The sequence below is a fragment of the Cyanobium gracile UHCC 0139 genome, assembly GCF_034931325.1.
In the GTDB taxonomy this organism is placed as follows: domain Bacteria; phylum Cyanobacteriota; class Cyanobacteriia; order PCC-6307; family Cyanobiaceae; genus Cyanobium; species Cyanobium gracile_B.
The window spans coordinates 215,930-240,197 of sequence record NZ_JAYGHX010000004.1; the positions used below are offsets into that span (position 1 = coordinate 215,930).

Sequence of the window (24,268 nt, forward strand, 5' to 3'; positions counted from 1 at the left end):
CGAGGGAAATTCATTCGTCGCAGAATCATTCGAGCATCCATCCCAAACGCCGGCCCAAGCGTATCTTGTAGCTAAGATAGCAACGCAGGAGGAAGCTGGCGATGACGGCATTGGACCAGCAGAGCAGGTTCAATCTTTTGTCGCAAATCGCAGAATCAAACCAAGAAACAAGTCTGCCACGATAAATGAATTCGCTGAAGGTCGATCGCTGACATGTCCCCCAGAATTGACGCGCCAGACCGGCGATCATCAGGTCAACCACGGCCGAACGATTGACCTCCTGCTTGGTCAACCCCTGCTGGCCAAGCTGTGCCTCCCTGAGATGATGGACGCCGTGCCGGCTTCCACGCTTGAGCGCAGGAATGATGGACGGGCAGATGATTCCATAGGAAACACACAAGTCGACGACCTCTACACTGTCTGTGATCACAACTTTCTTGCCGCTGCCTGAGTAGCGAGCAATGGCCTTCAGAATGTCGAGAGGGCTTCCGCCCGAGGCATCGGTGTGACGAATATGCCAGCAGTCATACTTGCCCGGCGACAGATCAAAATCGCCCATTCGATCAACAACCGCCATTCTGAGTTCTCGATGCAACCGAAGAATCCGAAACATCCGATTGGAGTACCGAGCCAGATATCGGCAAACGACCATGGTGTCCCAGGGACCACTCAGGGCTGCTTCCTGAACAGTCAGAAATGCCCCATCCGGCAAGGAATCACATTTCACGGGGTCTTGCGTGATACAGCTTGCATAACGCGCTGGAAGCACAAGGCCAAAATCACCATCAGACCGCCGAAAAGCTGGCTCTGAAGGACATGCCAGCGAAAAGTAGTTCTCGAAAGAATCACCCCATGAATTATGGGTCCAGTCAACACACAGAACGGCGTTCCATCGCCTGGAGAGATCACAGCAATGGCCCAGGACCTGTAGGCGATTACCAAGTCCAGCGATGCCCTTATCAACAATGGTTCGGCGCATAGGATCGCTCAAGCACTCTCCAATGCCATCCATCCCTCGGCCGACAGAAGCCAGGGCTGGTTCACATCCCGGTGATGCAGTACCCCGCATCCACGTAGATCACCTGGCCGGTGATGCCGCTGGCCAGGGGGCTGGCCAGGAAGGCGGCGGTGGCGCCCACCTCGTCCTGGGTCACGGTGCGGCGCAGGGGGGCCTTCTCCTCAACGTTGTGGATCATGTCCAGGATGCCGCCGATCGCCGAGCTGGCCAGGGTGCGGATCGGGCCGGCGCTGATGGCGTTCACCCGCACCTGCTGCTCGGGGCCGAGCTCCGCCGCCAGGTAGCGCACCGAGGCTTCCAGGGCCGCCTTGGCCACGCCCATCACGTTGTAGTTCGGGATCGCCCGCTCGGCGCCCAGATAGCTCAGGGTGATCACGCTGGCCCCCGGACTGAACAGGGGTTTGGCATGGCGGCACAGCGGCGCCAGGGAATAGGCGCTCACCTCCAGCGCCCGGGCGAAGCCCTCCGGAGAGATGGCGCTGAAATCTCCCACCAGCTCGTCCTTGCCGGCGAAGGCCAGGCAGTGGATCAGCACATCCAGCCTGCCCCACTGCTCAGCGATGCGCTGGAACAGGGCCTCGATCTGGGCCGGGTTCTGGACGTCGAGGGGCTCGAAAAGGCTCGGGTTCAGGGGGGCGGTGAGCTCCCGCACCTTGCCCTCGAAGCGACCCCGGTCGTCGGGGAGGTAGGTGATGCCCAGCTCGCAGCCCGCCGCCGCCAGCTGCTGGGCGATGCCCCAGGCGATCGAGCGGTTGTTGGCGATGCCAGTGACGAGAGCCTTCTTGCCGCGCAGATCTAGGAGCATGGGGAACGGAGCGCCGGAGGGCGAAGGAATGCAGTCCGGCGATTCTCCCCCACCCGCGGGGGCCCGTTCCCTGCACCGGCCTGGCCCTGACGGCGGCCGGCGGTGATGCCGAAGGAGCTCCTGCCCCGGCGCTGGCCCTCCCGGACGGACCCGGCCCCGCCGCCCTGGCCCCCTGCCGGGCCCGATGGGCTTCCCCTGCTGCTGCTGATCGACCGCCGCGATCCCCACGTCCGGGCGCTGCTCACCCCCCTGGGGGAACTGCTGGATTCAGGCGAGCGGCAACGCCTGGAGCGGCTTCGGGGCGAGGGGGATGGCGAGCGCTTCCTGCTCGGTCGCGGCGCCCTGCGACTGATCCTGGGCAGCTGGCTGGGGTGCGACCCCGCCGACCTCGTGCTGGGGGCGGGCCCCCATGGCAAGCCGGAACTGCTTGGCCCGCCGCCCTCAGGCCGGGGCGGGGCGGAGCCGACCCTCCGCTTCAACGTCTCCCATTCCGGCGACCTGATCCTGCTGGGCTTTCACCCCCGCCGGCCGGTGGGGGTGGATCTGGAGCAGCGGCGACCGGTGCCGGAGTGGCAGGGCATCGCCCGCCGCTGCCTGCCGCCGGGAGAATGGGACGCCATCGCCACCCTGCCGCAGGAGGAGCGGGAGCAGGCCTTCCTGGCCGCCTGGTGCCGGCTGGAGGCGCGCCTCAAGGCCAGGGGAAGGGGTCTGTTCGGCCCGTCGCCGGCCCCGAGGGATCCGGAACCGAAAACCTGGCCCCTGCTGCTGCCGGAGGGGTACGTGGGCGCCGCCGCCCTGGCCTGAGCCGCTCGGGCAGCGGTCGTCACCAGCCCCCGTGGCCCGTCTCCTCGGGCTCCTCGCGGTCGTCGGGGGTGAGGGGCAACCCCAGCAACTGCTTTTCGGCCCGCCGGATCGCCCGGGGATCGCTGAGCAGGTCGGGTTCCTCCAGCAGGGGCAGGACCGGCGGCCGGTGCTCGGCCGCGGTCCGCGGCGGCGGCTCCCACAGGAAGGTGCTGCCGGGGGCCCGCTGGCGGCAGAGCGCCTCCATCTGGCGGCGCAGGGCCAGCCGCACCGTCCCCCGCTCCAGGACCTGGAAGAACTCCTGCCGCGGCGCCAGCCCGAAGCTGGTGGGCTGGGGGCCGTTGCCACCCCGCAGCCGGGCGGCGTCCGGAAGCCAGCGCGGCCGGCAGACACCGGGGCGCGCGGTGTCGGTCTCGATCCAGATGTGCAGGCCTTCGCCGCCGGGCCGGCTCACCACGGCGAGCCCGTCGTTGGGCTGGTGTCTCGGCAGGGGGTACACCCGTCCGCTGGGGCGCTGATCGGCGGGCACACAGCCGGCGAGCACGGCCGCCAGAAGCGGCAGCACCAGCAGACGGCACGGTGGCGGCACGGCGGGGAAGGCTCGATGGCGGCGATGATCCTTGCCCGGCCTCCCCCATCCGCTCGGCAGCAAGGGCGGCAGCACAGCCATGGTCCTCACGAGCTCCACCATGCTGCCCCTCGGCACACCTCTGCCGCTGGACGCCATGCGGGCCGCTCTGCGGCCCGTCAGCGGCGGCCCCCTCGCAGCCGCCGCCCCGGCCGGGAGCCCCGTGCTGGTGCTGTTCCTCTGCCCGCACTGCCCATTCGTGAAGCATGTGGAAGCGGAACTCACCCGGCTGCAGGGCGACCTGGAGGGGCAGGCGGGACTGATCGGCCTCTGCAGCAACAGCACCGCCAGCCATCCCCAGGACGGCCCGGCGGGGATGGCGGCCCAGGCCGCTGCCTGCGGCTGGACTTTCCCCTACCTGCAGGACCCCGACCAGGGCGTAGCCCGTGCCTTCCGGGCCGCCTGCACACCGGACGTCTTTCTCTTCGATCGGGCCCACCGGCTCGCGTACCGGGGCCAGCTGGATGGCAGCCGCCCCGGCGGCGAGCCCTGCGACGGCCGGGATCTGCGGGCGGCCCTGGCGGCCCTGCTGGAGGGGCGGCCGGTGCCGGAACCGCAGCGGCCGGCGATCGGCTGCAACATCAAGTGGCGGGCCGGTGCCGAGCCCCCCTGGTTCGGCGGCTGAATCTTCCAGTGGGCCGGCGGCGGCGGTCGGATCCGCAGGCTTAATGTTGCCGCCATGCATGTGCCCCCCTTCAGTCTCAGCGAGCAACTGCAGCAGCTGGGAGACGCCCTCGATCAGGCCGTCCTGGAGGTCCTGCGCAGTGGCCAGTACATCGGGGGGAGCACCATCAGCGGCTTCGAGGCCGCCTTCGCCGAGGCCTGCGGGGTCCCCCACGCCATCGGCTGCAACAGCGGCACCGATGCCCTGGTTCTGGCCCTGCGGGCCCTGGGGATCGGCGCCGGTGACGAGGTGATCACCAGCTCCTTCAGCTTCTTCGCCACCGCCGAGGCGATCAGCGCCGTGGGGGCCACACCGGTCTTCGTCGACGTGGACCCGGACACCTACCTGATCGATCCGGAGGGGATCGAGGCCGCCATCACCCCCGCGACCCGGGCCCTGATGCCGGTGCACCTGTTCGGCCGGCCGGTGGACATGGAGCGGATCAATGCCATCGCCTCCGCCCATGGCCTGCGGGTGATCGAGGACTGCGCCCAGGCCAGCGGCGCCAGCTGGGCCGGTCGGCCGGTGGGCGGCTGGGGCGATGCCGGCTGTTTCAGCTTCTTTCCCACCAAGAACCTGGGCGCCGCGGGCGACGGTGGCATGGTGGTCTGCGCAGACGCCGGGCTGGCCCAGCGGATCCGGGAGCTGGCGGTCCACGGCATGCCCCGCCGTTACCTGCACACCGATCTGGGCTACAATAGCCGCCTCGATGCCATGCAGGCCGCCGTCCTGATGGTCAAGCTGCCCCACCTGGCCGGCTGGGTGGAGCGGCGCCGGGCCATCGCCGAGCGCTACCAGCGGGAACTGGCGGGTCTGCCCGGGCTCGTTCCCGCGGCCCCCGGGCCCGAGGGCCACAGCTGGAACCAGTTCGTGGTGCGGGTGCCCCGCTGCCCGGCCGCCACGAGCGCCTGCGGGGGGCGCTGCACCCCCGCGGCCGACAGCGCCAGCTACGGGCTGCCCGAGGCCTGCTGCCGCGACTGGCTCAAGCAGCAGCTCCAGGAGGCGGGCGTGACGACGATCATCTATTACCCGATTCCCATCCACCGGCAGCCGGCCTACGCGTCCCTCGGCTATGGACCCGGCAGCCTGCCGATCACCGAACGGCTCTGCGCCGAGGTGCTCAGCCTGCCGATCTTCCCCGAACTCAGCGCCGCGCAGCAGGACAGCGTCATCGCCGCGGTGCGCAGCCTGGTGGGAGCCGAAGCCGTCGTCGCCTGAGGCCAGGCTCTGCCCCGGGCCGCCTAGCCCCGGGGCAGGGCGGCGTAGAGGGCCTTGAAGCGGGCCTGCTGGATCTTGTGGCTGACGATCGGCGCCGGGTGGCCGCGCCGCTCCAGCGGTGCGATGTCGCCGCTGATCAGGTCGGCGGTGGCCACATGGGCCAGCTCCGGCAGCCAGCGGCGGATGTAGGTGGCCTCCGGATCGAACTTGGCGGCCTGGGTGGAGGGATTGAAGATGCGCAGGGGCCGGGGATCCATGCCACTGCTGGCGCTCCACTGCCAGCCGCCGTTGTTGGCCGCCAGATCGCCGTCCACGAGGCGGACCATGAAGGCCCGTTCGCCGTGGCGCCAGTCGATGATCAGGTCCTTGACGAGGTAGGACGCCACGATCATGCGGCAGCGGTTGTGCATCCAGCCGCTCTCGTTCAGCTGGCGCATGGCGGCATCGATGATCGGCAAGCCGGTGAGCCCCTCCTCCCAGGCCCGCAGCCGTACCGGGTCGTCCTCCCAGGGGAAGTGGCGCCACTGGGGGCGATAGGGGCCGTCGGCCAGCTCGGGGAAATGGAACAGGGCCTGCTGGTAGAACTCGCGCCAGGCCAGCTCCTGCTCCCAGACGCCGATGGAGGTGAGGGCCTCGGTGCTGCGGGCGAGGGCGCGAGCCTCCCGGGCGGCGGCCCAGGCCTGGCGGGGGCTGAGGGTGCCGAAGCTGAGGGCGGCGGACAACCCGGAGGTGCCGGCCTCCCCCGGCAGGTTGCGACCGGGCTCGTAGGCGGTCAGGGGCCCGCCGTTGACGCCGCCGTCGGCGAAGGCCTGCAGCTGGGACAGCGCCGCCGCCTCCCCGGGGCGACAGGGGCAGAGATCGGCGCCGCTGAAGGAGAAGCCCAGCTCCTCGGCGCTGGGCATGGCGTCCAGCCGGGGCAGGGCCTCCCACAAGGAAGCACGCTCCCCCTGCAGGGCGCCGGGATCAAGGTCCAGCAGACCGCTCGGCGCCGCCACCGGCTCCAGACTGCCGGCCGATCCGGCGCCGCGTGCAGCCCGTCCCTCCACCTGGCCGCGCCAGTTGCGCAGGAAGGGGCCATAGACCCGGTAGGGCTCCCCGGCGCCGGTGCGGATCGCCTCCGGCGCCACCAGGAGCTGGTCCCAGTCCACCAGCACCCGGGTGCCCTGGCCCCGCAGCGCGGCCGCCACCTGCCGGTCGCGCTCGCGGCCGTAGGGCTCCACCTCCCGGTTCCAGGCCACCACCGCGGCCCCCGCCGCCTGGGCCGCCAGGGGCACCAGGGCAGCCGGGTCGCCCCGCAGGATCAGCAGCCGGCTGCCCGCCGCCCGCCAGCGGGCCGCCAGCTCGCGCAGGCTCTCGCACAGGAACCAGGCCCGGGCCGGCGCCATCAGCGGGTCGGCCACGATCGCCGGATCCAGCACGTAGAGGCCCGTGACCGCCGGGGTTGCGGCGGCCGCCGCCGCCAGGCCCAGGTTGTCGGCCAGGCGAAGGTCGCGGCGGTGCCAGAACAGCCAGCGCTCCGGGGCCATCAGAATCCGAGCAGCTGGCGGGCGCGGTACCAGGCGGTCACGGTCTTGCCATCCAGGGCCTCGTCACCACTGGCCAGGAGCGCATCCAGCTCGGCCGGCTGCAGCAGCAGCACCTCCATGTCCTCGTCGTCGTCGCCGGGGGGGCGATCCTGCAGCAGGGTGAGATCCCGGGCCAGGAAGAGGTGGATCACCTCATCGGAGTAGCCGGGGCAGGGGTGCATGGCGCCCAGGGGATCCCAGCGGCTGGCGCTGTAGCCGGTCTCCTCCTCCAGCTCCCGCCGCATCGAGCCCAGGGGCTCCTCCCCTTCCTCCAGGGTTCCGGCCGGGAACTCCAGCAGCCTCCCGGCAACGGCGAAGCGGTACTGGCGCAGGATCACCACCCGGCCGTCCTCAAGCACGGGCACCGCCAGGGAGGCGCCCGGATGGCGGATCACGCCGTAGGTGCCCTCGATGCCGATCGGCAGCACCACCCGGTTGAGCTCGAAGCGCACCTTGCGGGCCTGCAGGGCGGCGGTGGTCTCCAGATGGGTGCTGGGCTCGGGGGGCGGCAGGGGAGCCATGGGGCAGGCCATTGGGCCCCCAGTGTGACGGGCAGGGGCCGGGGGGCGCGGTTCAGGGCCCTTCCGGCCAGCCCGGCTCCCCCGCCAGGGCCAGGGGAGGCGGCTCCAGGGCGGCCCGCGGCAGGGCCGCCAGCCCGGCGGCGGCCGTGCGGGGGGTGAGGGCGGCCGCCAGGGGAAGGGGAAGGTCCGGATCGATCGCCGCCAGCGGGGCCAGCACGAAGGCCCGTTCCCCCAGGCGCGGGTGGGGCAGCACCAGCTGTGGGCCACGGCTGGCCATCGCCCCGCACCAGAGCAGGTCGAGATCGAGACGGCGGGGTCCCCAGCGCTCGCGGCGTTCGCGGCCGAACGTCGCCTCCAACGCCAGAAGCCGCACCAGCAGCAGCAACGGATCGGGCCAGGCCCCGTCGGGCCCGTGGGCGGAGCCCTTCCAGGCCAGCAGGACGGCGTTGAGGTAAGGCGGCTGGCCTGGCGGCCCCCCCACCGGCTGGGTGCGGAACCGGGGCGACCAGCTCAGCTGCAGGGGAGCCGCCGCCCAGGCGCCCAGCTCCTCCTCCAGCCGCGGTCGCACGGCCGCGAAGGTGGCGACGGGGTCACCGAGGTTGGCCCCGAGGGCGATGGCCAGGCTGGACGGAGAGGGGCGAGCCGGGGTGGGAGGCATCGGCTCAGCCGCCGAAGACCGCCAGGTTGAGGGGGGCGGGCTCCCCCAGCCAGGCGGCATGTTCGGTGTGGTCGGCCAGATCCTGGCCGGTGAGGCCATGCACCAGCACCGTGAGGCCGCCGCGGTGGGTCTCGAGCCAGGGGATCAGGGCCTCGAAGTCCGCCTGGCCGAAGCTGATCTGGCAGCTCCCAACCGGATGGGGTCCCACTGGATCTAGGTGCACCCGACCCACCGGCAGGCCGAAGCGGGCCCCGGCGCCGGTGCAGAGGTCAGCGGCCTGCGCCGCCTCAGCGGCGCTGAAATAGACGTGGGCGTGATAGCGCTCGTGAACGTTGGAGGGGCGGCGGGTCATCGGCGGCCGACCGGGGCCTGACGTCCAGGCAGGGTATCGGGGCCAGCGGGCCGCCCCCGCCGCCACCCGGTCGGCGAGACTGGCCACCCCACCCAGCCACTGCCCCATGGTCGTCAGCGGGTCCCCTGCCGCGCCCGCCGGTGCCGCCCCCACCGGCAGCTTTCCGCTGGCCGCCATCACCGGCCACGGCACCCTGAAGCTGGCCCTGCTGCTGGCGGCGGTGGACCCCGGCCTGGGCGGCGTGGTGATCGCCGGCGGCCGCGGCACCGGCAAATCGGTGCTGGCCCGGGGGCTCCATGCCCTGCTGCCGCCGATCGATGTCATCGATCTGGCCGATGGTCCGGGGCTGCGGCAGGCCGATCCCTCCCGGCCCGACGAGTGGGACGGGGCCACCCGGCAGCGCATCACCGAACTGGGCGGCGATGCCAGCGGCTCCGATCCGGAGGCCCTGCTGCCCACCCGGGTGATTCCGGCCCCGTTCATCCAGGTGCCCCTGGGCGTCACCGAAGACCGGCTGATCGGCTCGGTGGACGTGGCCGCCTCCCTGACCGCCGGGGCGCCGGTGTTCCAGCCCGGGCTGCTGGCGGAGGCCCACCGCGGGGTGCTCTACGTCGACGAGCTCAACCTGCTCGATGACGGCATCACCAACCTGCTGCTGGCGGCGGTGGGCTCCGGCGAGAACCGCATCGAGCGGGAGGGGCTGAGCCTGTCGCACCCCTGCCGCTGCATGCTGATCGCCACCTACAACCCGGAGGAGGGGGCGGTGCGCGACCACCTGCTCGACCGCTTCGCCATCGCCCTGTCGGCCAACCAGCTGCTCGACACCGACCAGCGGGTGGCGATCACCCGCTCGGCCCTCGACCACGGGGCCTCCAGCGCCGCCTTCGGCGCCCGCTGGCAGGAGGAGACCGAAGCCCTCGCCACCCAGCTGCTGCTGGCCCGCCAGTGGTTGCCGGACGTGGCCATCGACCGGGAGCAGATCCGCTACCTGGTCACCGAGGCCATCCGCGGGGGGGTGGAGGGCCACCGGGCCGAGCTCTACGCGGTGCGGGTGGCCCGGGCCCATGCGGCCCTCTCCGGCCGCGACCGGGTGGACGCGGACGATCTGCAGGTGGCGGTGCGCCTGGTGATCGCCCCGCGGGCCCTGCAACTGCCGCCCCCGGATCCCGACCAGCCCATGGAGCCGCCGCCGCCACCGCCGCCCCAGGGGGAGCAGCCCCCCGAGGAGCCGGAGCCGCCCCAGGAGGAGCCCGACACCGACGCGCCTGAGGATCAGGAGGACGACGACCAGGACGACAGCCCCCAGGACCAGGCCCCACCCCAGATCCCCGAGGAATTCCTGCTCGATCCGGAGGCCACCGCCATCGACCCCGACCTGCTGGTGTTCGCCTCGGCAAAGGCCAAGAGCGGCGGCAGCGGCAGCCGGGCGGTGGTGTTCAGCGACAGCCGCGGCCGCTACGTGAAGCCGATGCTGCCCCGGGGCCCCGTGCGCCGCATCGCCATCGACGCCACCCTGCGGGCCGCGGCGCCGTACCAGAAGGCCCGCCGCGCCCGGGAGCCCCACCGCAAGGTGATCGTGGAGGAGGGGGACCTGCGGGCCAAGCAGCTGCAGCGCAAGGCCGGCGCCCTGGTGATCTTCCTGGTGGATGCCAGCGGCTCGATGGCCCTCAACCGCATGCAGAGCGCCAAGGGGGCCGTGATCCGCCTGCTCACCGAGGCCTACGAGAACCGCGATGAAGTGGCCCTGATCACCTTCCGCGGCGAGCAGGCGGAGGTGCTGCTGCCGCCCACCCGCTCGATCACCGCCGCCCGCCGGCGGCTGGAGTCGATGCCCTGCGGCGGCGGCTCACCCCTGGCCCATGGCCTTGCCCAGGCGGCCCGGGTGGGGGCGAACGCCCTGGCCACCGGCGACCTGGGCCAGGTGGTGGTGGTGGCCATCACCGATGGCCGCGGCAACGTGCCCCTGAGCCGTTCCCTTGGCCAGCCGGCGCTGGAGGGGGAGGAACCGGTGGACCTCAAGGAGGAGCTGCGGCAGGTGGCGAGTCGTTACCGCAGCCTGGGCCTGCGGCTGCTGGTGATCGACACCGAGCGCAAGTTCATCGGCAGCGGCATGGGCAAGGAGCTGGCCGAGTCGGCCGGCGGTCGCTACGTGCAGCTGCCCAAGGCGAGCGACCAGGCGATCGCCGCCATCGCCCTGGAGGCGATCAACGGTTTCTGACCGTGGGGGCGAGCCGGTCCTGGGCGGCCTGGCGGGCGGCCTTCGCCTCCTGCTGGCGGGCGTCCTGGCGAGCTTTGCGGTCGCGCGCCGCATCCACCTCGGCGGGGTAGAGCTCCTCGAAGAAACGACCCAGGCCGATCGAGACGCTGCGGATGCCGTCGAGGAACTTGGGATCACCCGTGAGCTTGCTCACGTCGCCGCCGACGGCCGACCAGCGGTCGGTGAGCTGCTTGGCGTTGGTGAGGGTGGCCTGCAGATCGGCCACGGTCTTGGGGTTGTCCAGCGCCGCCGCCAGGTTGCCGACGTGCTTGCTGGCCCGGGCGGCATCGGCACTGGCGAGGTTGAGATTGCTCAGGATCGGATCCACCTTGCCCGCCGAACGGTTCAGCTGGGTGACCAGCACCTGGGCGTCCCTCAGGAAGACCTGGCCGCTCTTGGTGAGCAGTTCGGTCTCCTTGGCGGTCTTGGAGAAGGCGGCGGTGGCCGCCACCATCTGCTGAACGAGCTGTTCCTTCTCCGCCTGGTCGAGAAGGCCCTGGACCGACTCGGTGACGGTGTCGAGGCTGGCCGCCGCAATTCCTTTCACCTGGCCGCCGTTGCAAACCATGCGGTTGTTGTTGCAGCCCCGCTCCCGGGGCCCCGGCAGGCCGGCCGGCAGGGGCGGGCCTCCCGCCAGCAAGGACACCTGGGCGTCTCCCCCGAGCAGGGAGGCATTGCCGACACGAGCCACCAGGGGACGGGCCAGACGCAGGCGCGGGTCGGTGATCTCCAGGTCAGCCACCACGGCCGCATCGGTGACGGTGACCCGGCGCACGCTGCCGACCAGCACCCCGCGGAAGGTGACCGGCGAACGGTCGGCCAGACCGGCGGCATCGGCGAAGCTGGCGCGGATCGTCCAGGTGTTGCCTCTCAGGGAGACCCCCCGCAGCCAGAACCACAGACCCAGCCCACTGGCGATGGCCGCCAGCAGGGAAAATCCAACCAGGGCTTCACGGACACTCCGGCGCATGGGCTCAGTTCTCGGCCGGCTGCATCGGTCCGTGCAGACTACCGCTACGAAACTGCACCACATAGGGATTGGTGCTGACGCGGAAGTCCTCTACGGAGCCGGTCCAGCGGAAACGGCCGTCGTAGAGGAGGGCGACGCGCTCGGCGCAGCGGTCGATCGTGCTCATCACGTGGCTCACCACCAGGGTGGAGGCGTGGACGATGCGGGAGGTGCGCACGATCAGGTCCTCGATGCGGGTGCAGGCCACCGGGTCGAGACCGGCGGTGGGCTCGTCGAACAACAGCAGGGGGGTGCGGGCCGAGGCCAGGGTGGGGTCGTCGATCAGGGCACGGGCAAAGCTCACCCGCTTCTGCATGCCACCGCTGAGCTCCCCAGGCATGCGGTCGGCGATGCCCGCCAGCCCCACGGCCTGCAGGGCCTGGTCCACCCGTTCGGCGATCTCCTTGACGCCCAGGCGGCTGAAGCGATACAGCAGGAAGCCGACGTTCTCGCGCACCGACAGCGAAGCCAGCAGGGCGGGGTTCTGGAAGACCAGGCGCACATCCGGGGGGTGGCGCTGGTCCAGGCGCAGGTAGGTCTGGGGTTCGCCGTGGATGCGCAGCAGGCCGGAGGTGGGCAGCTGCAGGCCCGCCAGCAGCCGCAGCAGGGTGGACTTGCCGGAGCCCGAAGGCCCCACCACCACGAGGCGCTCCCCCGGCGTGAGGCTCAGGTCGACGCTGTCGAGGACCATGTTGGATCCCCAGCGCATGCTGAGGTTCTCCATCTGGGCCACCGGAGGGATGGCCGGGGGTACTTTCAGCGCGAGTTGACTGAGGGCCAAGGAACCACGGCGATGGCCCCCGGGGACCCGACTCCCATCCTGCCGGTTCAGGACGGGCTTTTCATCCGTACAGTTCCGGTGGTCTGTGCCGCGTCGCCACGCCCTGCCCTTGACGGTTCGAGGCCCCGCTGCGAACGCCCGGCGGCGCCGGGGCGGCTCCCGCCCGGGGCGCCCCCGCTGGGTGGGCCGCGGTGACCTGCGCCAGCAGGACCTGATGAGCCGCTCGCGCCGGGCGGCCCGCTGGCTGCAGCCGGGGCTGGTGGTGAAGCGCTGGATGATCACCTCGGGCCTGGGCCTGGTGATCGCCCTGCTGGGGGCGGCGGTGTGGGCCGACCTGCAGCCCATCTACTGGACCCTCGAGACGATCCGCTGGGGCCTGAACCGCATCACCCAGGTGATGCCGCGGGGCATCACCGGCCCATTGGTGCTCCTCATCGGCGGTGCCCTGATCTGGCTCGGCCAGAGCCGCAGCTTCGGGGCCATCCAGCAGGCCCTGGCCCCAGAAAAGGACACCCTGCTGGTGGATGCCCTGCTGGCCCAGCGGCGGCTGAACCGCGGCCCCACCATCGTGGCCATCGGCGGCGGCACCGGTCTGGCCACCCTGCTGAGCGGCCTGAAGCGCTACAGCAGCAACCTCACGGCGATCGTCACGGTGGCCGACGACGGCGGCAGCAGCGGCGTGCTGCGGCGTGAGCTGGGGGTGCAACCCCCCGGCGACATCCGCAACTGCCTGGCGGCCCTGGCACGGGAGGAACCCCTGCTCACCCGCCTGTTCCAGTACCGCTTCAAGGCCGGCAGCGGCCTGGAGGGCCACAGTTTCGGCAACCTGTTCCTGAGTGCCCTGACGGCGATCACGGGCAGCCTGGAATCGGCGATCATCGCCAGCAGCAGGGTGCTGGCGGTGCAGGGCCAGGTGGTGCCGGCCACCAACGCCGACGTGCGCCTGTGGGCGGAACTGGAGAACGGCGAGCGGATCGAGGGGGAATCCCAGATCGGGCATGCTCCCTGTCCGATCGTGCGGCTGGGCTGCACCCCGGAACGGCCGCCAGCCCTGCCGCGGGCCCTGGAGGCGATCGCCAACGCCGAGCTGATCGTGCTGGGACCGGGGAGCCTCTACACCTCGCTGCTGCCCAACCTGCTGGTGCCGGAACTGGTGAGTGCCATCAGCGCCAGCAAGGCGCCGCGGCTGTACATCTGCAACCTGATGACCCAGCCCGGCGAGACCGACGGCCTGGACGTCGGCGGCCACCTGCGGGCGATCGAAGCCCAGCTGGCGAGCCTGGGGGTGGAGCAGCGGCTGTTCACAGCCGTGCTGGCCCAGGAGGAACTGGACGACTCCAGCCTGCTTGACGTCTACCGACTGCGGGGCGCCGAACCGGTGACCTGCCAGGCCTCCGTCCTCAAGGAGCAGGGCTACGAAGTGATCCTGGCGCCACTGCAGGGGGCCCGCCCCAGTGCCACCCTGCGGCACGAACCGCGCAGCGTGGCCAAGGAGGTGATCCGGTTCTACCGGAAGCACAGGAGAGATTGAAGCCATAGACTCCCGTCGCTGTCGCGGCGGCTTGGATGCACCGGAGTGAGCGAACCCTTCGTCGACGGATACACCCAGGCCGTGAACCTGGAGCCTCCTGACGGATTGAGCCTTCTTTGGGCCATCAACCGGCTGGCTCCACACCCTCTGATAGAACCACAACCCGACAGGCGCCGATAGCGAATGAATCCCGATGCCATTCTGTTCGGCGCCTTTGAAAGGCATAACTTCGGAGATCTTCTCATGGGCTTTGCCTTTGAGAAGCTCCTCAAACAGAAAGGGATCAATACTATTCATGCCAGCATTCTTGAAAATGATCTGACGGATTGTGGCGGCGCCAGAGTGCACTCCATATTTCATCTCCTGGCCAGCGGACTAGATCGAGACATCCCGATTCTGCACGTCGGTGGAGAATCAGCCTCCTGCACCTTCAATGATGCACTCGCCTGCGACTCTCCAGCACCTCTGCCTTACCAGTACAAAGACGTCGTCAGCTCTGAGGTCCATCAACGACTTGGGACAGACCGGACGTTCCCTTACCTAACACCCCAATACGAACGGATCCACGAACAGTTGAATACTTGGGGGAACAGACTCTTCTACGGCATCGGCCTGACTCGGCTCACAGACGATTCTGTGCACCACGAAAGCCTAAGACAGACATTTGCGGCGGCCACGCTCATCAGCTTCAGAGACGCCCACTCTCTACGAAATGCCAGAAGCCTGGGGGTTGATCATGCGATTTTTTCCCCTGACATCGTGCTGTCCATCAGCCGATTGATGCCCGTCGCCCACCAGCCAGGACAGGCTCGCTACCTTCTTATGCATTTCAATGGCGAGTATCTGCGAAGAAACGCTGCGGCACTGATTCACGCGCTATCACAGATTGCCCCCAGATTCGAGGGCGGTTTGAAGATCGGCCTTGCAGGCACGGCCAACTATCACGACTCACTGGATGATTTCTACAGATTTAAGCGACTGGCCGCTGAATCCTCCATTGCAATTGAGGTTCTGCCATCGGTTGATATCTTCACCATCTGCCATCAGATAGCCAACGCCGCGGCGATCGTCTCCACCAGTCTCCATTACCGCATCGTCGCCCGATCCTATGGTGTACCGCGTATAACCATGAATGTGCACAAGGTCAACTGCTGGGCAGAAAGTAATGACGGCAACTTCCCTTACGGCGTTGAGCCTGACACATTGGCGACCGTGATCAACTCTTTGATCGATTCAATCAGGCCAGTGGACGAGAGTGCCCAAGCGAAGGATCTGAGACTAATCGACGACAGGATTGAGGCCATCACGGGGATCATCAAGGCAGCTGCGCCCAACTCCGAGCGGCCTCGACTGAGGGTCGTCGCGGCACAACCCTCCTCTCCGGCCCCTGACGTCTGGATCACCTCCATGGTCCGTTGCCTGGACGAGCGAGAGATGTCCATCAAGGCACAGGCTGAAATCATCAGGGCCCAGAACGTTGTGCTCACCTCTAAAGCACGATTGTTGAGACGACTGCTGCATCTGCTGCTGGTGTCCTGCCGACGCAAACACCCGTGGGGTTCCCCCAGCTCCAGCCTGGTCGAGCAGCGCGCACAGGAACACTCTGAAGGATCAGTGGCCAGTGGTGATCCACATCACCCAATCAACAATGGGAGGGTGGTGCAACGCATGGGACCCTAAAGTGAGTTGGGTTGAACCCTGAGATTTTGCCCCACCGGATACACGTCCGTTCCGCCAGGCCTTCATTCCCCGTGAATTCAGCCAAAGCCATTGCCTTCTACCTTCCCCAATATCACCCGATACCGGAGAATGATGCGTGGTGGGGCAAGGGATTCACGGAATGGCGAAACGTCACCAGGGCACGGGCTCTCTACCCCCGCCACTACCAGCCCCACCTTCCCGCCGATCTGGGCTTCTACGACCTGCGGCTTCCGGAAGTCCGCCAGGCCCAGGCGGAGCTGGCACAGGCCTTCGGCCTTCATGGCTTCTGCTACTACCACTACTGGTTCAATGGCCGCAGGGTCCTGCAACGGCCCTTCGAAGACGTGCTGGCTTCCGGGGAGCCTGACTTCCCCTTCTGTCTCTGCTGGGCCAATGAAAACTGGACCCGGCGCTGGGACGGATCCGATGATGAGATTCTCCTGGAGCAGATCTACAGCGAACAGGACGACCGCGACCACCTGTTGTCCCTTTTGACGGCTTTCAGGGATCCTCGCTACATCAGGATCGAGGGTAAACCTCTGTTTCTCGTCTATCGCACCAGCGCCCTGCCCCATCCGGCACGAACGGCAGAGATCTGGCGTTCGATCGCCCATGACCATGGCCTGGGAGATCTGTATCTCGTTTCCGTTGAGTCGAAGGAGGGTGAGATCAGGGACCCCCAGGACTTCGGCTTTGATGCCGCGGTGGAGTTTCAGCCCTGCTGGCCGATGCTCGGATCGCTCCCCCACCAGACCCCCAGCCTGCGGGAAAGGGTCAAGGGCTTGATCAAGAAGGAGTCACCGGGGAAAAGCATCCACCGGGTTGTCGACTACGACAAGATCTGCCAGGCCGCCCTTTCCAGGCCAGTACCCCCCTATCCCCGCTTCCCCTGCGTCACCCCGTCCTGGGACAACACCGCCCGGCGCCGCTGGGGAGGCATCATCCTCCAGGATGCGACGCCGGAGCGCTACGGCCAATGGCTCAGGCAGACCGTGGCACGCCTCCCCTCCTGCGGTCTGCCTGAACCGATCGTGTTCATCAACGCCTGGAACGAGTGGGCCGAAGGCAACCACCTCGAACCCGACCAACGCTGGGGGAGCCGCTACCTCCAGGAAACGCTCGCAGCCCTCAGCGATTCAGATCTGCCATAGGAGCCATCAATAGGCATCTTGCATCTCATAGAAATCAGGCTGCACGTAATCCTTGCGCAGAGGATAGCCCTTCCAGTCCTCGGGCATCAGCAAGCGTTTCGGGTGGGGATGGCCCTCATAGGAGATGCCGAACATGTCGAAGGTCTCACGCTCCTGCCAATCGGCTCCGCGGAACAGGCCGTAGAGGCTGGGGATCGAAAGAGCACCGTCCCGGGGCAGGAACACCTTGAGACGCACTTCCTCCGGACGCGCCTCGGCCGGCAGGGGACCGTTGCCATCGGCCATGGCCGAAAACTGACCAACCATGGAGGCCAACTTGACCAGGTGATAGAAGCTCACCAGCCGGCCACCCGGGCCTTCGTCGTAGCCCCCCTGGCACTGGAGATAGTCGTACCCGGCGGCTTTCAGGGCCGTGGCCACCAACGGCAGGGCCGCGGGCTCCACCCCGAGCAGTTCGACGCCGGAATGGTCCGGGCCGAGGGTGGTGGCATCGAAACCCTGGCCGCTCAGCCAGGTGGCCACGGGTCCGGGGTCGGCGGCCTGAAGGGCACCGGCTTCGGAACCGGTGGCGTCCGCGGCGCCAGGGGTGACGGGGGACTCCTCAGGCATCGGTGGTGGGGGTGGTGGTGGTGGCGGGGACGGTGTCCGCGGCGGTGCCCATTGGCAGACCGGCGGCGGCGGCCAAGGCGGCCTGCTGGGTTTCGGCCCGCAGGTAGGCCCCGGTGACGATCGGGTCGATCCGCTTCATCTGGTGGGGGATCGTGCAGTAGCGGTGGGTGGGACGCAGGTTGCCGCGCTCGGCCAGGGCCTCGTTGCCCACCTTTTTGCGCAGCTTGATCACCGCATCGAAGATCGCCTCAGGCCGGGGAGGACAGCCCGGCAGGTAGAGATCGACGGGAATCAGCTTGTCGACACCGCGCACCGCCGTGGTGGAGTCGGCGGAGAACATGCCGCCGGTGATCGTGCAGGCGCCCATGGCGATCACATATTTGGGCTCCGGCATCTGCTCATAAAGCCGCACCAGCGCCGGCCCCATCTTCATCGTCACGGTGCCCGCCACGATGAGCAGATCGGCCTGGCGCGGGCTGGAGCGGGGCACCAGGCCGAAGCGGTCGAAGTCGAAGCGGGAACCGATCAGGGCCGCGAACTCGATGAAGCAGCAGGCCGTGCCATAGAGCAGCGGCCAGAGGCTGCTGAGCCGGGCCCAGTTGTGGAGGTCGTCGAGGCTGGTGAGAATGATGTTCTCGGAGAGGTCGGCGGTGACGCCAGGGGCGCCCACGGGACCGCAGCTGGCCTCGCGCAGATCGCGCAGGGCATTGGCGGACAGGGAGCCGGCAGGGGGTGTGAGGGTCATGGTGGGGAGGAGCTCAGCTCCACTCGAGGGCGCCCTTGCGCCAGGCATACGCCAAGGCCAGCACCAGGATGGAAATGAAGATCAGAGCTTCGATGAAGGCCAGCAGACCGAGACGGTGGAAGGCCACCGCCCAGGGATAGAGGAAGACGGTCTCGACATCGAAGATGACGAAGACCAGGGCGAACATGTAGTAGCGGATATTGAACTGAATCCAGGCCCCGCCGATCGGTTCCATGCCCGATTCGTAGGTGAGCTGGCGCTCCCCCTGGCGGCTCTTGGGCGCCAGCAGCTTGTTGGCCACCAGCGCCAGCACCGGAACTGCCGCCGAAATCAGCAGGAAGCCCAGAAAGGCGTCGTAGCCGGAGAGCACGAACATCGGCAGACCCAACCTGGCGCGCATTCTGCCACCTGCCTCCGGGGGCGGTGGTCGCCGGGGCGACCGGCCCGCCCAGCCGGCCGGAGAGCCCCCGGGACCCGGGGCCGCCCTCGATAGAGTCCCCTGGTAAGGCCAGGTATGGGATGAGCACGGAACCACCGACGGAGACACCCACCGAAGAGCTCCCCACCGGACCCGCCGAGACCACCGGCGGGGCGGCCGAAGCCGTCGTCGAGGATCCCTCCAGCCACCGCTTCGAGTGCCGCAGCTGCGGCTTCGTCTATGACCCGGCCGAGGGTGTGAAGAAGCTGGGGATCCCCGCCGGCACCTCCTTCCTCGACCTCGACCCGGTCGGATTCCGCTGCCCGGTGTGTCGCAGCCGGGTGGGGGCCTTCAAGGACATCGGCCCGCGCAACAAGCCCAGTGGCTTCGAGGAGAACCTCAACTTCGGCCTCGGGGTGAACCGCCTCACTCCCGGCCAGAAGAACGTGCTGATCTTCGGGGGGTTCGCCCTGGCCTTCGCTTTCTTCCTCTCCCTCTATTCCCTGCGTTGATGTCCGCGCCCCTTCCCGCCCTGCCGGCCGTCCTTCGCCCGCTGCGGCCCCTGCTCAGCCTGGCCCTCTCGCTCGTGCTGGTCCTCGGCCTCACGGGCTGCGTCACCACCGGACTGCCCACCGCCGCCGCCAGCCCCTGGAAGCCGGTCCCCCTGGGCACCCGCTCCAACCCCCTTGACGTCGCCTTCAGCAGCCCCGACCACGGGTTCCTGGTGGGCAGCAACCGGCTGATCATGGAAACCGACGACGGCGGCGCCAGCTGGCAGGAGCGGGCCCTCGACCTGCCGGAGGAGGAGAACTTCCGGCTGATCAGCATCGACTTCCGCGGCCGTGAGGGCTGGATCGTGGGCCAGCCCGGTCTGCTGCTGCACAGCGACGACGCCGGCAGCAGCTGGAGCCGGCTGCTCCTCGACACCAAGCTGCCCGGCGAGCCCTATCTGGTCACGGCCCTGGGGCCGAAGACCGCCGAGCTGGCCACCAACGTCGGCGCCGTCTACCGCACCACCGATGCCGGCTCCAGCTGGCAGGCCCTGGTGGGCGATGCCGCCGGCGCCATCCGCGACCTGCGCCGCAGCGCCGACGGCGACTACGTCAGTGTCAGCAGCCTGGGCAACTTCTTCGCCACCTGGGAACCCGGCCTTCCCGCCTGGCAGGTGCACCAGCGGGTCAGCAGCCAGCGGCTGCAGTCGATGGGCTTCCAGCCCGACGGCCATCTCTGGATGGTGGCCCGCGGCGCCCAGCTGCGCTTCGACGGTGACCCGAGCACCGCCGAAAGCACCGAGAGCGGCGACTGGAGCAAGCCCGTGATCCCGATCACCAACGGCTACGGCTACCTCGACATGGCCTGGGATCCCGAAGGCGCCGTCTGGACCGGCGGTGGCAACGGCACCTTGCTGGTGAGCCACGATGGCGGCGCCAGCTGGCAGCGGGATCCGGTGGGCAGCGAGCAGCCCACCAACTTCTCCCGGATCGTCTTCGCCCCCGATGGCAAGGGCTTCGTCCTCGGGGAGCGGGGCGTGCTGCTGCGCTGGCTGGGCTGAACTGCATCCCTGTGTAACCAACCCCCCGACCCGCTCCCGCCAGCCGCTGGCCGACCCCTAGGATTGCCGGGCTGAACGCTTGTTGCTATGGCTGCCGGCTCCACAGGGGAACGCCCGTTCTTCGAGATCATCACAAGCATCCGCTACTGGGTCATCCATGCGGTGACCCTGCCGGCCATCTTCCTGGCGGGCTTCCTGTTCGTGTCCACTGGCCTGGCCTACGACGCCTTCGGCACGCCCCGTCCGGATGCCTACTTCCAGGCCCAGGAAACGAAGGCTCCTGTCGTGAGTCAGCGTTACGAGGGCAAGAGCAGCCTTGATCTGCGTCTGCAGGAACCATGACCCAGTCCACCGCCCCCACCACGCCGCGCAACTACCCGATCTTCACGGTGCGCTGGCTTTCCGTTCATGCCCTCGGCATTCCCACGGTCTTCTTCCTGGGTGCCCTGGCGGCCATGCAGTTCGTCCGTCGCTGAGACACCCATGCAGCGCAATCCCAACCCCAACAACCTGCCGGTCGAGCTGAACCGCACGAGCCTCTATCTGGGCCTGCTGTTCGTGTTCGTCATTGGCATCCTCTTCTCCAGCTACTTCTTCAACTGATCGGGAGGCACCCATCCATGAGCGGCAAGAAATCCTCACTTCCTGACGGCCGGATCCCCGACCGCCTTCCGGACGGCCGTCCGGCCGTGGCCTGGAAGAGCCGGTGGACCGAAGGGGTCCTGCCGCTCTGGATGGTCGCCACCGCCGGTGGCATGGCCGTGATCTTCGTGGTCGGCCTGTTCTTCTACGGCTCCTATGTGGGTGTGGGTTCGGCCTGATTCGATCCGTCGATCCCTATCCATCGAATCTTGCAGCGGATCCCAACGGATCCGCTTTTTTTTGGCAACCGTCCAAGGCGAGCGACGGATAGCCGAGGCCGGGTCACAGAGCCCTGCGGTATCGGGCCCCATACCTAAACTCCAGCAGGTCACACGGCTTCCAGTGCTGGCATGGGCAAGTTCTACCAGGCCCGAGACAGGGAATTCATCGATTATCAGCTGTATGAGCTGGATGGGCTCACCTTACGAGGCCCCCGGTGCAGCGACTCCGACTTCATCGCCTACCTTGGGGCGGCCCAGACCTTCGGCACGTACTGCGCAGAGCCTTTCCCCACCCTCATCGGCAGAACGCTGGGCATCGGCACCATCAATCTCGGCAGAGGCGGAGCGGGACCTGACTACTATCTCACTTCCCAGGATTCGCAGACGCTGCTGGGTATCGCCAACCGGGCACGACTGGTCGTTGTCCAGGTCATGTCGGGAAGAAGCATCAACAATTCCGTCTTTTTCTGCGGTTCAGGTGCATCAAAAGGTCATCGGCTTCCGGATGGCCTGCCAATGAGATCCGAGCAGGTCTGGAGCGATCTTTTCCTTGGGGAAGATCGACGCGGGGATGATCCCGGTTTCCTACGGAGGCTCATCGAAGAAAATTCCAGAGCGTATGTTGAGAAAATGGTTCAGCTCCTGAACAAGATCTCAGTTCCAACAATCCTCTTCTGGTTTTCCGAACGCGCACCAGATGACTACCGGTTTCCCAGCCAGCAACGACTGGAAGAGCTGCGATTTTCTCGCACGATGCGGGGCCGGTTGTACGCCAAAGTTCTCTACAAGCTAGGGATGTGGGACCGCAGCCCAAAACCCTCGCTCCTTGGCAAGTTCCCCCATCTCGTCACGGAGCCCATGCTGGAGATGATTCGCCCCTTCGCCGACGCCTTTGTGGCTTGCAGCAGCCAGACAGGCCTGCCACAGCCATTGCAGAACTCCCAAGGCGTCACAGTCAACTACAACCGATACTATCCATCGCCCGAAATGCATCGACAGGCGGCAGACAAGCTGCTTCCCATCTGCAGGGCGCTGCTGGACTCGAGCTCAGATTGATGGTGGCATCGCCATCATTGCCATGGAACGAAGCGGTCGCCAAACAGTTCGATCATCTGTTGGTGATTTTCCACGAATTCGGATATATCCTCGGAATGAACCTTTTGAAAGTCGGCGCCCTCAGCAACAGCCCTGCGGAGATCATCCTCGGGGACATCCAGCCGAATCAACCGACAGATACGCGCCAGCGTCTCGTGCTCACTCGCCAAGAAGTCCTCATAGCAGATGGGATGGACCTCCAGTCCCGCCCTCAGGAGTTCCTGCATGAGTTCCCGCTTTCGTTCATGGATGGCTTCGCAGCTGGCAACGATGGTCTTGAAATGCTCAGGCTCAACATAGATCTTCCCAATATCGCGTCTCTGAAGTTCACCTTTCGCCAGCTTGAACTGCAGATGGCCAGGCTTGCCCGTCCCATCGCCATGGTACTTGGAGAGGGCCCATCGAAAAACGTCCTGCCGCACAGCCAGAAAGACAACGGGACGACTCCGCTTCAGCATATTGATCATCAACTTCTTGTAGTCCCTGAAGTTGATTCTCAGAGAAAGATCTTGCAGCTTCCTGCTGACCCGCGGCAGGGCTTTCGACAAGACACCATGCAGTCGTGGAAGGCGATCGGGATACCACGGCAGTGTCAAGACCCTGAATCGCATCTTGAGGCCCGTTACTCCCTGATGGCTGATCCCGGCTAGACGGCCTTTGGCCGTTCGCCCATACCGCGTCTGGATGGCCTCAGGATCGACAGGTCGCGAGCCCAGAAGGCCATCAAGACAGAATTTCAGATCAGCCTTGGACATGTGTCCAGAGGTGTGGAGATCAAAGGGTTCAGCGCTGGTGCGTCCAGGACCTCGTTCCATCCTCAGGATCGTGATCCCAGGGAGCTTGTCGAGCAGCGACATCAGGGCCGTGGTGCCCTCCTTCTCATCAAAGAAGATCACGAAATTGGCCGGTCCCCTGCGCATCGATGGCCTTGGCTCGCTGAGCCATTCATAAAGCCGTCTCAGCCTGTCATGGCACCCGATGGCCGGCGGTTCACCCGTGGCGCCGCAGCTCTTCCAGCGGCAGCGCCAGAAACGCCTCCCGGCTCAGAGTCCGATCCCCCGATCCAGCCTCGGCATCCAGGGGCAGCAACCGCACCTGGCCGGCCCCGGCTTCCTCATCACCCAGCAGCAGGGCCCAGCGGGCGCCGCTCCGGCGGGCGCGCTTGAGCTGCTTGTCGAAACCGGCGCCGCTGAGATCCAGCTGCACCGCCAGCGGCACCCCGGGCCGCTGGCGGCAGCACCGGGCCAGCTCCAGGGCGCAGGCCTCTCCCAGGTCCCCGCGGTTCACCAGGTAGATATCGGGTTGGGCCGCCGTCACGGGAGCCTGGGTGCCCGCCTCCATGGCCTGGCTGAGCAGCAGCACCAGCCGCTCCATGCCCAGGGCCCAGCCGATGGCGGGGGTGGGGGGGCCGCCCAGCTGCTCCACCAGGCCGTCGTAGCGACCGCCGCCGCACACCGTCGCCTGGGCCCCCAGCTGGCTGCTGGTGATCTCGAAGGCGGTGTGGCCGTAGTAGTCGAGCCCCCGCACCAGGCGCGGGTTGAGCTCGAACGGGATGGCGAGGGCCTCCAGACCCTGGCGCACCCGCAGAAAGCGTTCATGGCTCTCGCCGCTGAGGGCATCGGCCAGGGTGGGGGCTCCAGCCAGCAGGGCCTGGGTATCGGGGTTCTTGGAATCGAGCACCCGCAGGGGGTTGGTGGCGATCCGCTGCTGCGAATCGGGATCCAGACGCTCCCGATGGGCCTCCAGCCAGGCCACCAGTTCGGCCCGGTAGCGCTGCCGGTCCTCGGGACTGCCCAGGGAGTTGAGCTCCAGGGAGAGGCCGCCCACCCCCAGATCCATCAGCAGATCCCAGGCGATGGCGATGGCCTCGACGTCGCTGCGGGGATCGGCATGGCCGAGAAACTCCAGGCCGATCTGATGGAACTGCCGCTGCCGACCGGCCTGGGGCCGCTCGTAGCGGAACATCGGCCCGCCATACCAGAGCCGCTGGGGTCCCTGGGCCACCAGGCCATGCTGGATGGCGGCGCGCACCACCGAGGCGGTGCCCTCGGGCCGCAGGGTGCAGCGGCGGGCGCCGCGATCCTCGAAGCTGTACATCTCCTTGCCCACCACGTCGGTGGTCTCGCCGATGCCCCGGGCGAACAGCTCGGTCACCTCGAGCAGGGGCGTGCGGATCTCCTCGACGGCGGCCCGGCGGAAGTGATCCCTGGCGGTGGCCTCGATCCGCTGCCAGAAGGGGGTCTGACCGGGCAGCAGGTCGACCATGCCCCGCAGGCTCTGGAGCGGTTTCAAGACGGTGCGGATCGGCAGCGAACCATTGTGCCCG

Annotated in this window: 28 protein-coding genes; 14 read left to right on the plus strand and 14 right to left on the minus strand. The window is 68.0% G+C overall.

Annotated elements, in window-relative coordinates; translation table 11 throughout:
- Positions 1-25 precede the first annotated feature (25 nt).
- Both VB738_RS08810 and fabI read right to left on the minus strand, forming a co-directional pair.
- Positions 26-577: a hypothetical protein gene (locus VB738_RS08810; protein ID WP_323305389.1), complete on the minus strand. Its 552-nt coding sequence runs from the start codon at positions 575-577 to the stop codon at positions 26-28.
- Between the two features lie 463 nt (positions 578-1,040).
- Positions 1,041-1,823 carry an enoyl-ACP reductase FabI gene (gene fabI, locus VB738_RS08815; protein ID WP_323305390.1) on the minus strand — a complete coding sequence of 261 codons (783 nt, stop codon included), beginning with the start codon at positions 1,821-1,823 and terminating at the stop codon, positions 1,041-1,043.
- A 105-nt stretch (positions 1,824-1,928) separates the two neighbouring features.
- Here fabI and VB738_RS08820 point away from each other — a divergent pair, with 105 nt between their 5' ends.
- A complete protein-coding gene (locus tag VB738_RS08820) occupies positions 1,929-2,627 on the plus strand; it encodes a 4'-phosphopantetheinyl transferase family protein (RefSeq protein WP_323305391.1) in 699 nt (232 codons plus the stop codon).
- 19 nt (positions 2,628-2,646) lie between these two features.
- Here VB738_RS08820 and VB738_RS08825 read toward each other — a convergent pair whose 3' ends face one another.
- Positions 2,647-3,294, minus strand: coding sequence for a hypothetical protein (locus VB738_RS08825; protein WP_323305392.1), 648 nt, complete (start codon positions 3,292-3,294; stop codon positions 2,647-2,649).
- On the opposite strand from VB738_RS08825, the gene VB738_RS08830 reads away from it, so the two are divergent.
- Positions 3,293-3,877 carry a thioredoxin family protein gene (locus VB738_RS08830; protein WP_323305393.1) on the plus strand — a complete coding sequence of 195 codons (585 nt, stop codon included), beginning with the start codon at positions 3,293-3,295 and terminating at the stop codon, positions 3,875-3,877. The genes VB738_RS08825 and VB738_RS08830 overlap by 2 nt on opposite strands.
- Before the next feature lie 54 nt (positions 3,878-3,931).
- Positions 3,932-5,134: a DegT/DnrJ/EryC1/StrS family aminotransferase gene (locus VB738_RS08835; protein ID WP_323305394.1), complete on the plus strand. Its 1,203-nt coding sequence runs from the start codon at positions 3,932-3,934 to the stop codon at positions 5,132-5,134.
- 23 nt (positions 5,135-5,157) lie between these two features.
- Here the strand turns inward: VB738_RS08835 and VB738_RS08840 are convergent, their stop codons facing one another.
- The 4 genes from VB738_RS08840 to VB738_RS08855 are packed head-to-tail and all read right to left on the minus strand — an operon-like array spanning position 5,158 to position 8,230.
- Complete coding sequence (locus tag VB738_RS08840) at positions 5,158-6,660, minus strand: FAD-binding domain-containing protein (RefSeq protein WP_323305395.1); 1,503 nt, start codon at positions 6,658-6,660, stop codon at positions 5,158-5,160.
- Positions 6,660-7,220 carry an NUDIX hydrolase gene (locus tag VB738_RS08845; RefSeq protein WP_323305396.1) on the minus strand — a complete coding sequence of 187 codons (561 nt, stop codon included), beginning with the start codon at positions 7,218-7,220 and terminating at the stop codon, positions 6,660-6,662. The genes VB738_RS08840 and VB738_RS08845 overlap by 1 nt, the downstream gene beginning before the upstream one ends.
- A 52-nt stretch (positions 7,221-7,272) precedes the next feature.
- A complete protein-coding gene (gene folK, locus VB738_RS08850) occupies positions 7,273-7,878 on the minus strand; it encodes a 2-amino-4-hydroxy-6-hydroxymethyldihydropteridine diphosphokinase (protein WP_323305397.1) in 606 nt (201 codons plus the stop codon).
- A 4-nt stretch (positions 7,879-7,882) separates the two neighbouring features.
- Complete coding sequence (locus VB738_RS08855; RefSeq protein ID WP_323305398.1) at positions 7,883-8,230, minus strand: DOPA 4,5-dioxygenase family protein; 348 nt, start codon at positions 8,228-8,230, stop codon at positions 7,883-7,885.
- Positions 8,231-8,336: 106 nt separating this feature from the next.
- Between VB738_RS08855 and bchD the strand changes: the two genes are divergently transcribed.
- Positions 8,337-10,448, plus strand: coding sequence for a magnesium chelatase ATPase subunit D (gene bchD, locus VB738_RS08860; protein ID WP_323305399.1), 2,112 nt, complete (start codon positions 8,337-8,339; stop codon positions 10,446-10,448).
- Here bchD and VB738_RS08865 read toward each other — a convergent pair.
- Both VB738_RS08865 and VB738_RS08870 read right to left on the minus strand, forming a co-directional pair.
- Positions 10,435-11,457 (minus strand): MlaD family protein, encoded by a 1,023-nt coding sequence (locus tag VB738_RS08865; protein WP_323305400.1) that lies wholly within the window; start codon positions 11,455-11,457, stop codon positions 10,435-10,437. The two genes, bchD and VB738_RS08865, sit on opposite strands and share 14 nt — an antisense overlap.
- Positions 11,458-11,461: 4 nt before the next feature.
- Positions 11,462-12,220, minus strand: a complete 759-nt coding sequence (locus VB738_RS08870; RefSeq protein WP_323305401.1) for an ABC transporter ATP-binding protein — start codon at positions 12,218-12,220, stop codon at positions 11,462-11,464.
- A 271-nt stretch (positions 12,221-12,491) separates the two neighbouring features.
- On the opposite strand from VB738_RS08870, the gene VB738_RS08875 reads away from it, so the two are divergent.
- The 3 genes from VB738_RS08875 (at position 12,492) to VB738_RS08885 (ending at position 16,660) form a co-directional block, all read left to right on the plus strand.
- The gene (locus tag VB738_RS08875) at positions 12,492-13,808 is read left to right on the plus strand and encodes a gluconeogenesis factor YvcK family protein (protein ID WP_323305441.1); all 1,317 of its coding nucleotides are present in this window, start codon (positions 12,492-12,494) and stop codon (positions 13,806-13,808) included.
- Positions 13,809-13,991: 183 nt separating this feature from the next.
- On the plus strand, positions 13,992-15,488 hold the full coding sequence (locus VB738_RS08880) for a polysaccharide pyruvyl transferase family protein (RefSeq protein ID WP_323305402.1): 1,497 nt from the start codon (positions 13,992-13,994) through the stop codon (positions 15,486-15,488).
- A 71-nt stretch (positions 15,489-15,559) separates the two neighbouring features.
- A complete protein-coding gene (locus VB738_RS08885; RefSeq protein ID WP_323305403.1) occupies positions 15,560-16,660 on the plus strand; it encodes a glycoside hydrolase family 99-like domain-containing protein in 1,101 nt (366 codons plus the stop codon).
- Positions 16,661-16,666: 6 nt separating this feature from the next.
- Here VB738_RS08885 and VB738_RS08890 read toward each other — a convergent pair whose 3' ends face one another.
- From VB738_RS08890 to ndhC, 3 genes are read right to left on the minus strand one after another with little or no spacing between them, the layout of a single operon-like run.
- Positions 16,667-17,269, minus strand: a complete 603-nt coding sequence (locus VB738_RS08890) for an NAD(P)H-quinone oxidoreductase subunit J (RefSeq protein WP_323305404.1) — start codon at positions 17,267-17,269, stop codon at positions 16,667-16,669.
- Positions 17,262-18,014: an NADH-quinone oxidoreductase subunit NuoB gene (gene nuoB / locus VB738_RS08895; RefSeq protein ID WP_323305405.1), complete on the minus strand. Its 753-nt coding sequence runs from the start codon at positions 18,012-18,014 to the stop codon at positions 17,262-17,264. Before nuoB ends, VB738_RS08890 begins: the two co-directional genes overlap by 8 nt.
- A gap of 13 nt (positions 18,015-18,027) precedes the next feature.
- The gene (gene ndhC / locus VB738_RS08900; protein WP_015109697.1) at positions 18,028-18,390 is read right to left on the minus strand and encodes a photosynthetic/respiratory NAD(P)H-quinone oxidoreductase subunit C; all 363 of its coding nucleotides are present in this window, start codon (positions 18,388-18,390) and stop codon (positions 18,028-18,030) included.
- Between the two features lie 143 nt (positions 18,391-18,533).
- On the opposite strand from ndhC, the gene VB738_RS08905 reads away from it, so the two are divergent.
- The 7 genes from VB738_RS08905 (at position 18,534) to VB738_RS08935 (ending at position 21,903) form a co-directional block, all read left to right on the plus strand.
- Positions 18,534-18,944, plus strand: coding sequence for a rubredoxin (locus VB738_RS08905; protein ID WP_323305406.1), 411 nt, complete (start codon positions 18,534-18,536; stop codon positions 18,942-18,944).
- A complete protein-coding gene (locus VB738_RS08910; protein WP_323305407.1) occupies positions 18,944-19,984 on the plus strand; it encodes a photosynthesis system II assembly factor Ycf48 in 1,041 nt (346 codons plus the stop codon). Before VB738_RS08905 ends, VB738_RS08910 begins: the two co-directional genes overlap by 1 nt.
- Before the next feature lie 87 nt (positions 19,985-20,071).
- Positions 20,072-20,326: a cytochrome b559 subunit alpha gene (gene psbE, locus VB738_RS08915; protein ID WP_015109700.1), complete on the plus strand. Its 255-nt coding sequence runs from the start codon at positions 20,072-20,074 to the stop codon at positions 20,324-20,326.
- Positions 20,323-20,460, plus strand: a complete 138-nt coding sequence (gene psbF / locus VB738_RS08920; protein ID WP_015109701.1) for a cytochrome b559 subunit beta — start codon at positions 20,323-20,325, stop codon at positions 20,458-20,460. Before psbE ends, psbF begins: the two co-directional genes overlap by 4 nt.
- Positions 20,461-20,467: 7 nt before the next feature.
- A complete protein-coding gene (locus VB738_RS08925) occupies positions 20,468-20,587 on the plus strand; it encodes a photosystem II reaction center protein L (RefSeq protein WP_015109702.1) in 120 nt (39 codons plus the stop codon).
- A 17-nt stretch (positions 20,588-20,604) separates the two neighbouring features.
- Complete coding sequence (locus VB738_RS08930) at positions 20,605-20,805, plus strand: photosystem II reaction center protein J (RefSeq protein WP_015109703.1); 201 nt, start codon at positions 20,605-20,607, stop codon at positions 20,803-20,805.
- 171 nt (positions 20,806-20,976) lie between these two features.
- The gene (locus VB738_RS08935; protein WP_323305408.1) at positions 20,977-21,903 is read left to right on the plus strand and encodes a DUF6473 family protein; all 927 of its coding nucleotides are present in this window, start codon (positions 20,977-20,979) and stop codon (positions 21,901-21,903) included.
- Positions 21,904-21,917: 14 nt separating this feature from the next.
- Here VB738_RS08935 and VB738_RS08940 read toward each other — a convergent pair whose 3' ends face one another.
- Positions 21,918-22,838, minus strand: coding sequence for a hypothetical protein (locus tag VB738_RS08940; protein ID WP_323305409.1), 921 nt, complete (start codon positions 22,836-22,838; stop codon positions 21,918-21,920).
- Positions 22,839-22,932: 94 nt separating this feature from the next.
- Positions 22,933-24,234, minus strand: a complete 1,302-nt coding sequence (gene hisS, locus VB738_RS08945) for a histidine--tRNA ligase (RefSeq protein ID WP_323305410.1) — start codon at positions 24,232-24,234, stop codon at positions 22,933-22,935.
- Between the last annotated feature and the right edge of the window lie 34 nt (positions 24,235-24,268).

Excerpts from the sequence above, each read along its gene's own strand:
- VB738_RS08810 (WP_323305389.1), bottom strand. The coding sequence starts at position 577 with ATGGCGGTTGTTGATCGAATGGGCGATTTTGATCTGTCGCCGGGCAAG.
- fabI (WP_323305390.1), bottom strand. The coding sequence starts at position 1,823 with ATGCTCCTAGATCTGCGCGGCAAGAAGGCTCTCGTCACTGGCATCGCC.
- VB738_RS08820 (WP_323305391.1), top strand. The coding sequence starts at position 1,929 with ATGCCGAAGGAGCTCCTGCCCCGGCGCTGGCCCTCCCGGACGGACCCG.
- VB738_RS08830 (WP_323305393.1), top strand. The coding sequence starts at position 3,293 with ATGGTCCTCACGAGCTCCACCATGCTGCCCCTCGGCACACCTCTGCCG.
- VB738_RS08825 (WP_323305392.1), bottom strand. The coding sequence starts at position 3,294 with ATGGCTGTGCTGCCGCCCTTGCTGCCGAGCGGATGGGGGAGGCCGGGC.
- VB738_RS08835 (WP_323305394.1), top strand. The coding sequence starts at position 3,932 with ATGCATGTGCCCCCCTTCAGTCTCAGCGAGCAACTGCAGCAGCTGGGA.
- VB738_RS08840 (WP_323305395.1), bottom strand. The coding sequence starts at position 6,660 with ATGGCCCCGGAGCGCTGGCTGTTCTGGCACCGCCGCGACCTTCGCCTG.
- VB738_RS08845 (WP_323305396.1), bottom strand. The coding sequence starts at position 7,220 with ATGGCTCCCCTGCCGCCCCCCGAGCCCAGCACCCATCTGGAGACCACC.
- folK (WP_323305397.1), bottom strand. The coding sequence starts at position 7,878 with ATGCCTCCCACCCCGGCTCGCCCCTCTCCGTCCAGCCTGGCCATCGCC.
- VB738_RS08855 (WP_323305398.1), bottom strand. The coding sequence starts at position 8,230 with ATGACCCGCCGCCCCTCCAACGTTCACGAGCGCTATCACGCCCACGTC.
- bchD (WP_323305399.1), top strand. The coding sequence starts at position 8,337 with ATGGTCGTCAGCGGGTCCCCTGCCGCGCCCGCCGGTGCCGCCCCCACC.
- VB738_RS08865 (WP_323305400.1), bottom strand. The coding sequence starts at position 11,457 with ATGCGCCGGAGTGTCCGTGAAGCCCTGGTTGGATTTTCCCTGCTGGCG.
- VB738_RS08870 (WP_323305401.1), bottom strand. The coding sequence starts at position 12,220 with ATGGAGAACCTCAGCATGCGCTGGGGATCCAACATGGTCCTCGACAGC.
- VB738_RS08875 (WP_323305441.1), top strand. The coding sequence starts at position 12,492 with ATGAGCCGCTCGCGCCGGGCGGCCCGCTGGCTGCAGCCGGGGCTGGTG.
- VB738_RS08880 (WP_323305402.1), top strand. The coding sequence starts at position 13,992 with ATGAATCCCGATGCCATTCTGTTCGGCGCCTTTGAAAGGCATAACTTC.
- VB738_RS08890 (WP_323305404.1), bottom strand. The coding sequence starts at position 17,269 with ATGCCTGAGGAGTCCCCCGTCACCCCTGGCGCCGCGGACGCCACCGGT.
- nuoB (WP_323305405.1), bottom strand. The coding sequence starts at position 18,014 with ATGACCCTCACACCCCCTGCCGGCTCCCTGTCCGCCAATGCCCTGCGC.
- ndhC (WP_015109697.1), bottom strand. The coding sequence starts at position 18,390 with ATGTTCGTGCTCTCCGGCTACGACGCCTTTCTGGGCTTCCTGCTGATT.
- VB738_RS08905 (WP_323305406.1), top strand. The coding sequence starts at position 18,534 with ATGAGCACGGAACCACCGACGGAGACACCCACCGAAGAGCTCCCCACC.
- VB738_RS08910 (WP_323305407.1), top strand. The coding sequence starts at position 18,944 with ATGTCCGCGCCCCTTCCCGCCCTGCCGGCCGTCCTTCGCCCGCTGCGG.
- psbE (WP_015109700.1), top strand. The coding sequence starts at position 20,072 with ATGGCTGCCGGCTCCACAGGGGAACGCCCGTTCTTCGAGATCATCACA.
- psbF (WP_015109701.1), top strand. The coding sequence starts at position 20,323 with ATGACCCAGTCCACCGCCCCCACCACGCCGCGCAACTACCCGATCTTC.
- VB738_RS08925 (WP_015109702.1), top strand. The coding sequence starts at position 20,468 with ATGCAGCGCAATCCCAACCCCAACAACCTGCCGGTCGAGCTGAACCGC.
- VB738_RS08930 (WP_015109703.1), top strand. The coding sequence starts at position 20,605 with ATGAGCGGCAAGAAATCCTCACTTCCTGACGGCCGGATCCCCGACCGC.
- VB738_RS08935 (WP_323305408.1), top strand. The coding sequence starts at position 20,977 with ATGGGCAAGTTCTACCAGGCCCGAGACAGGGAATTCATCGATTATCAG.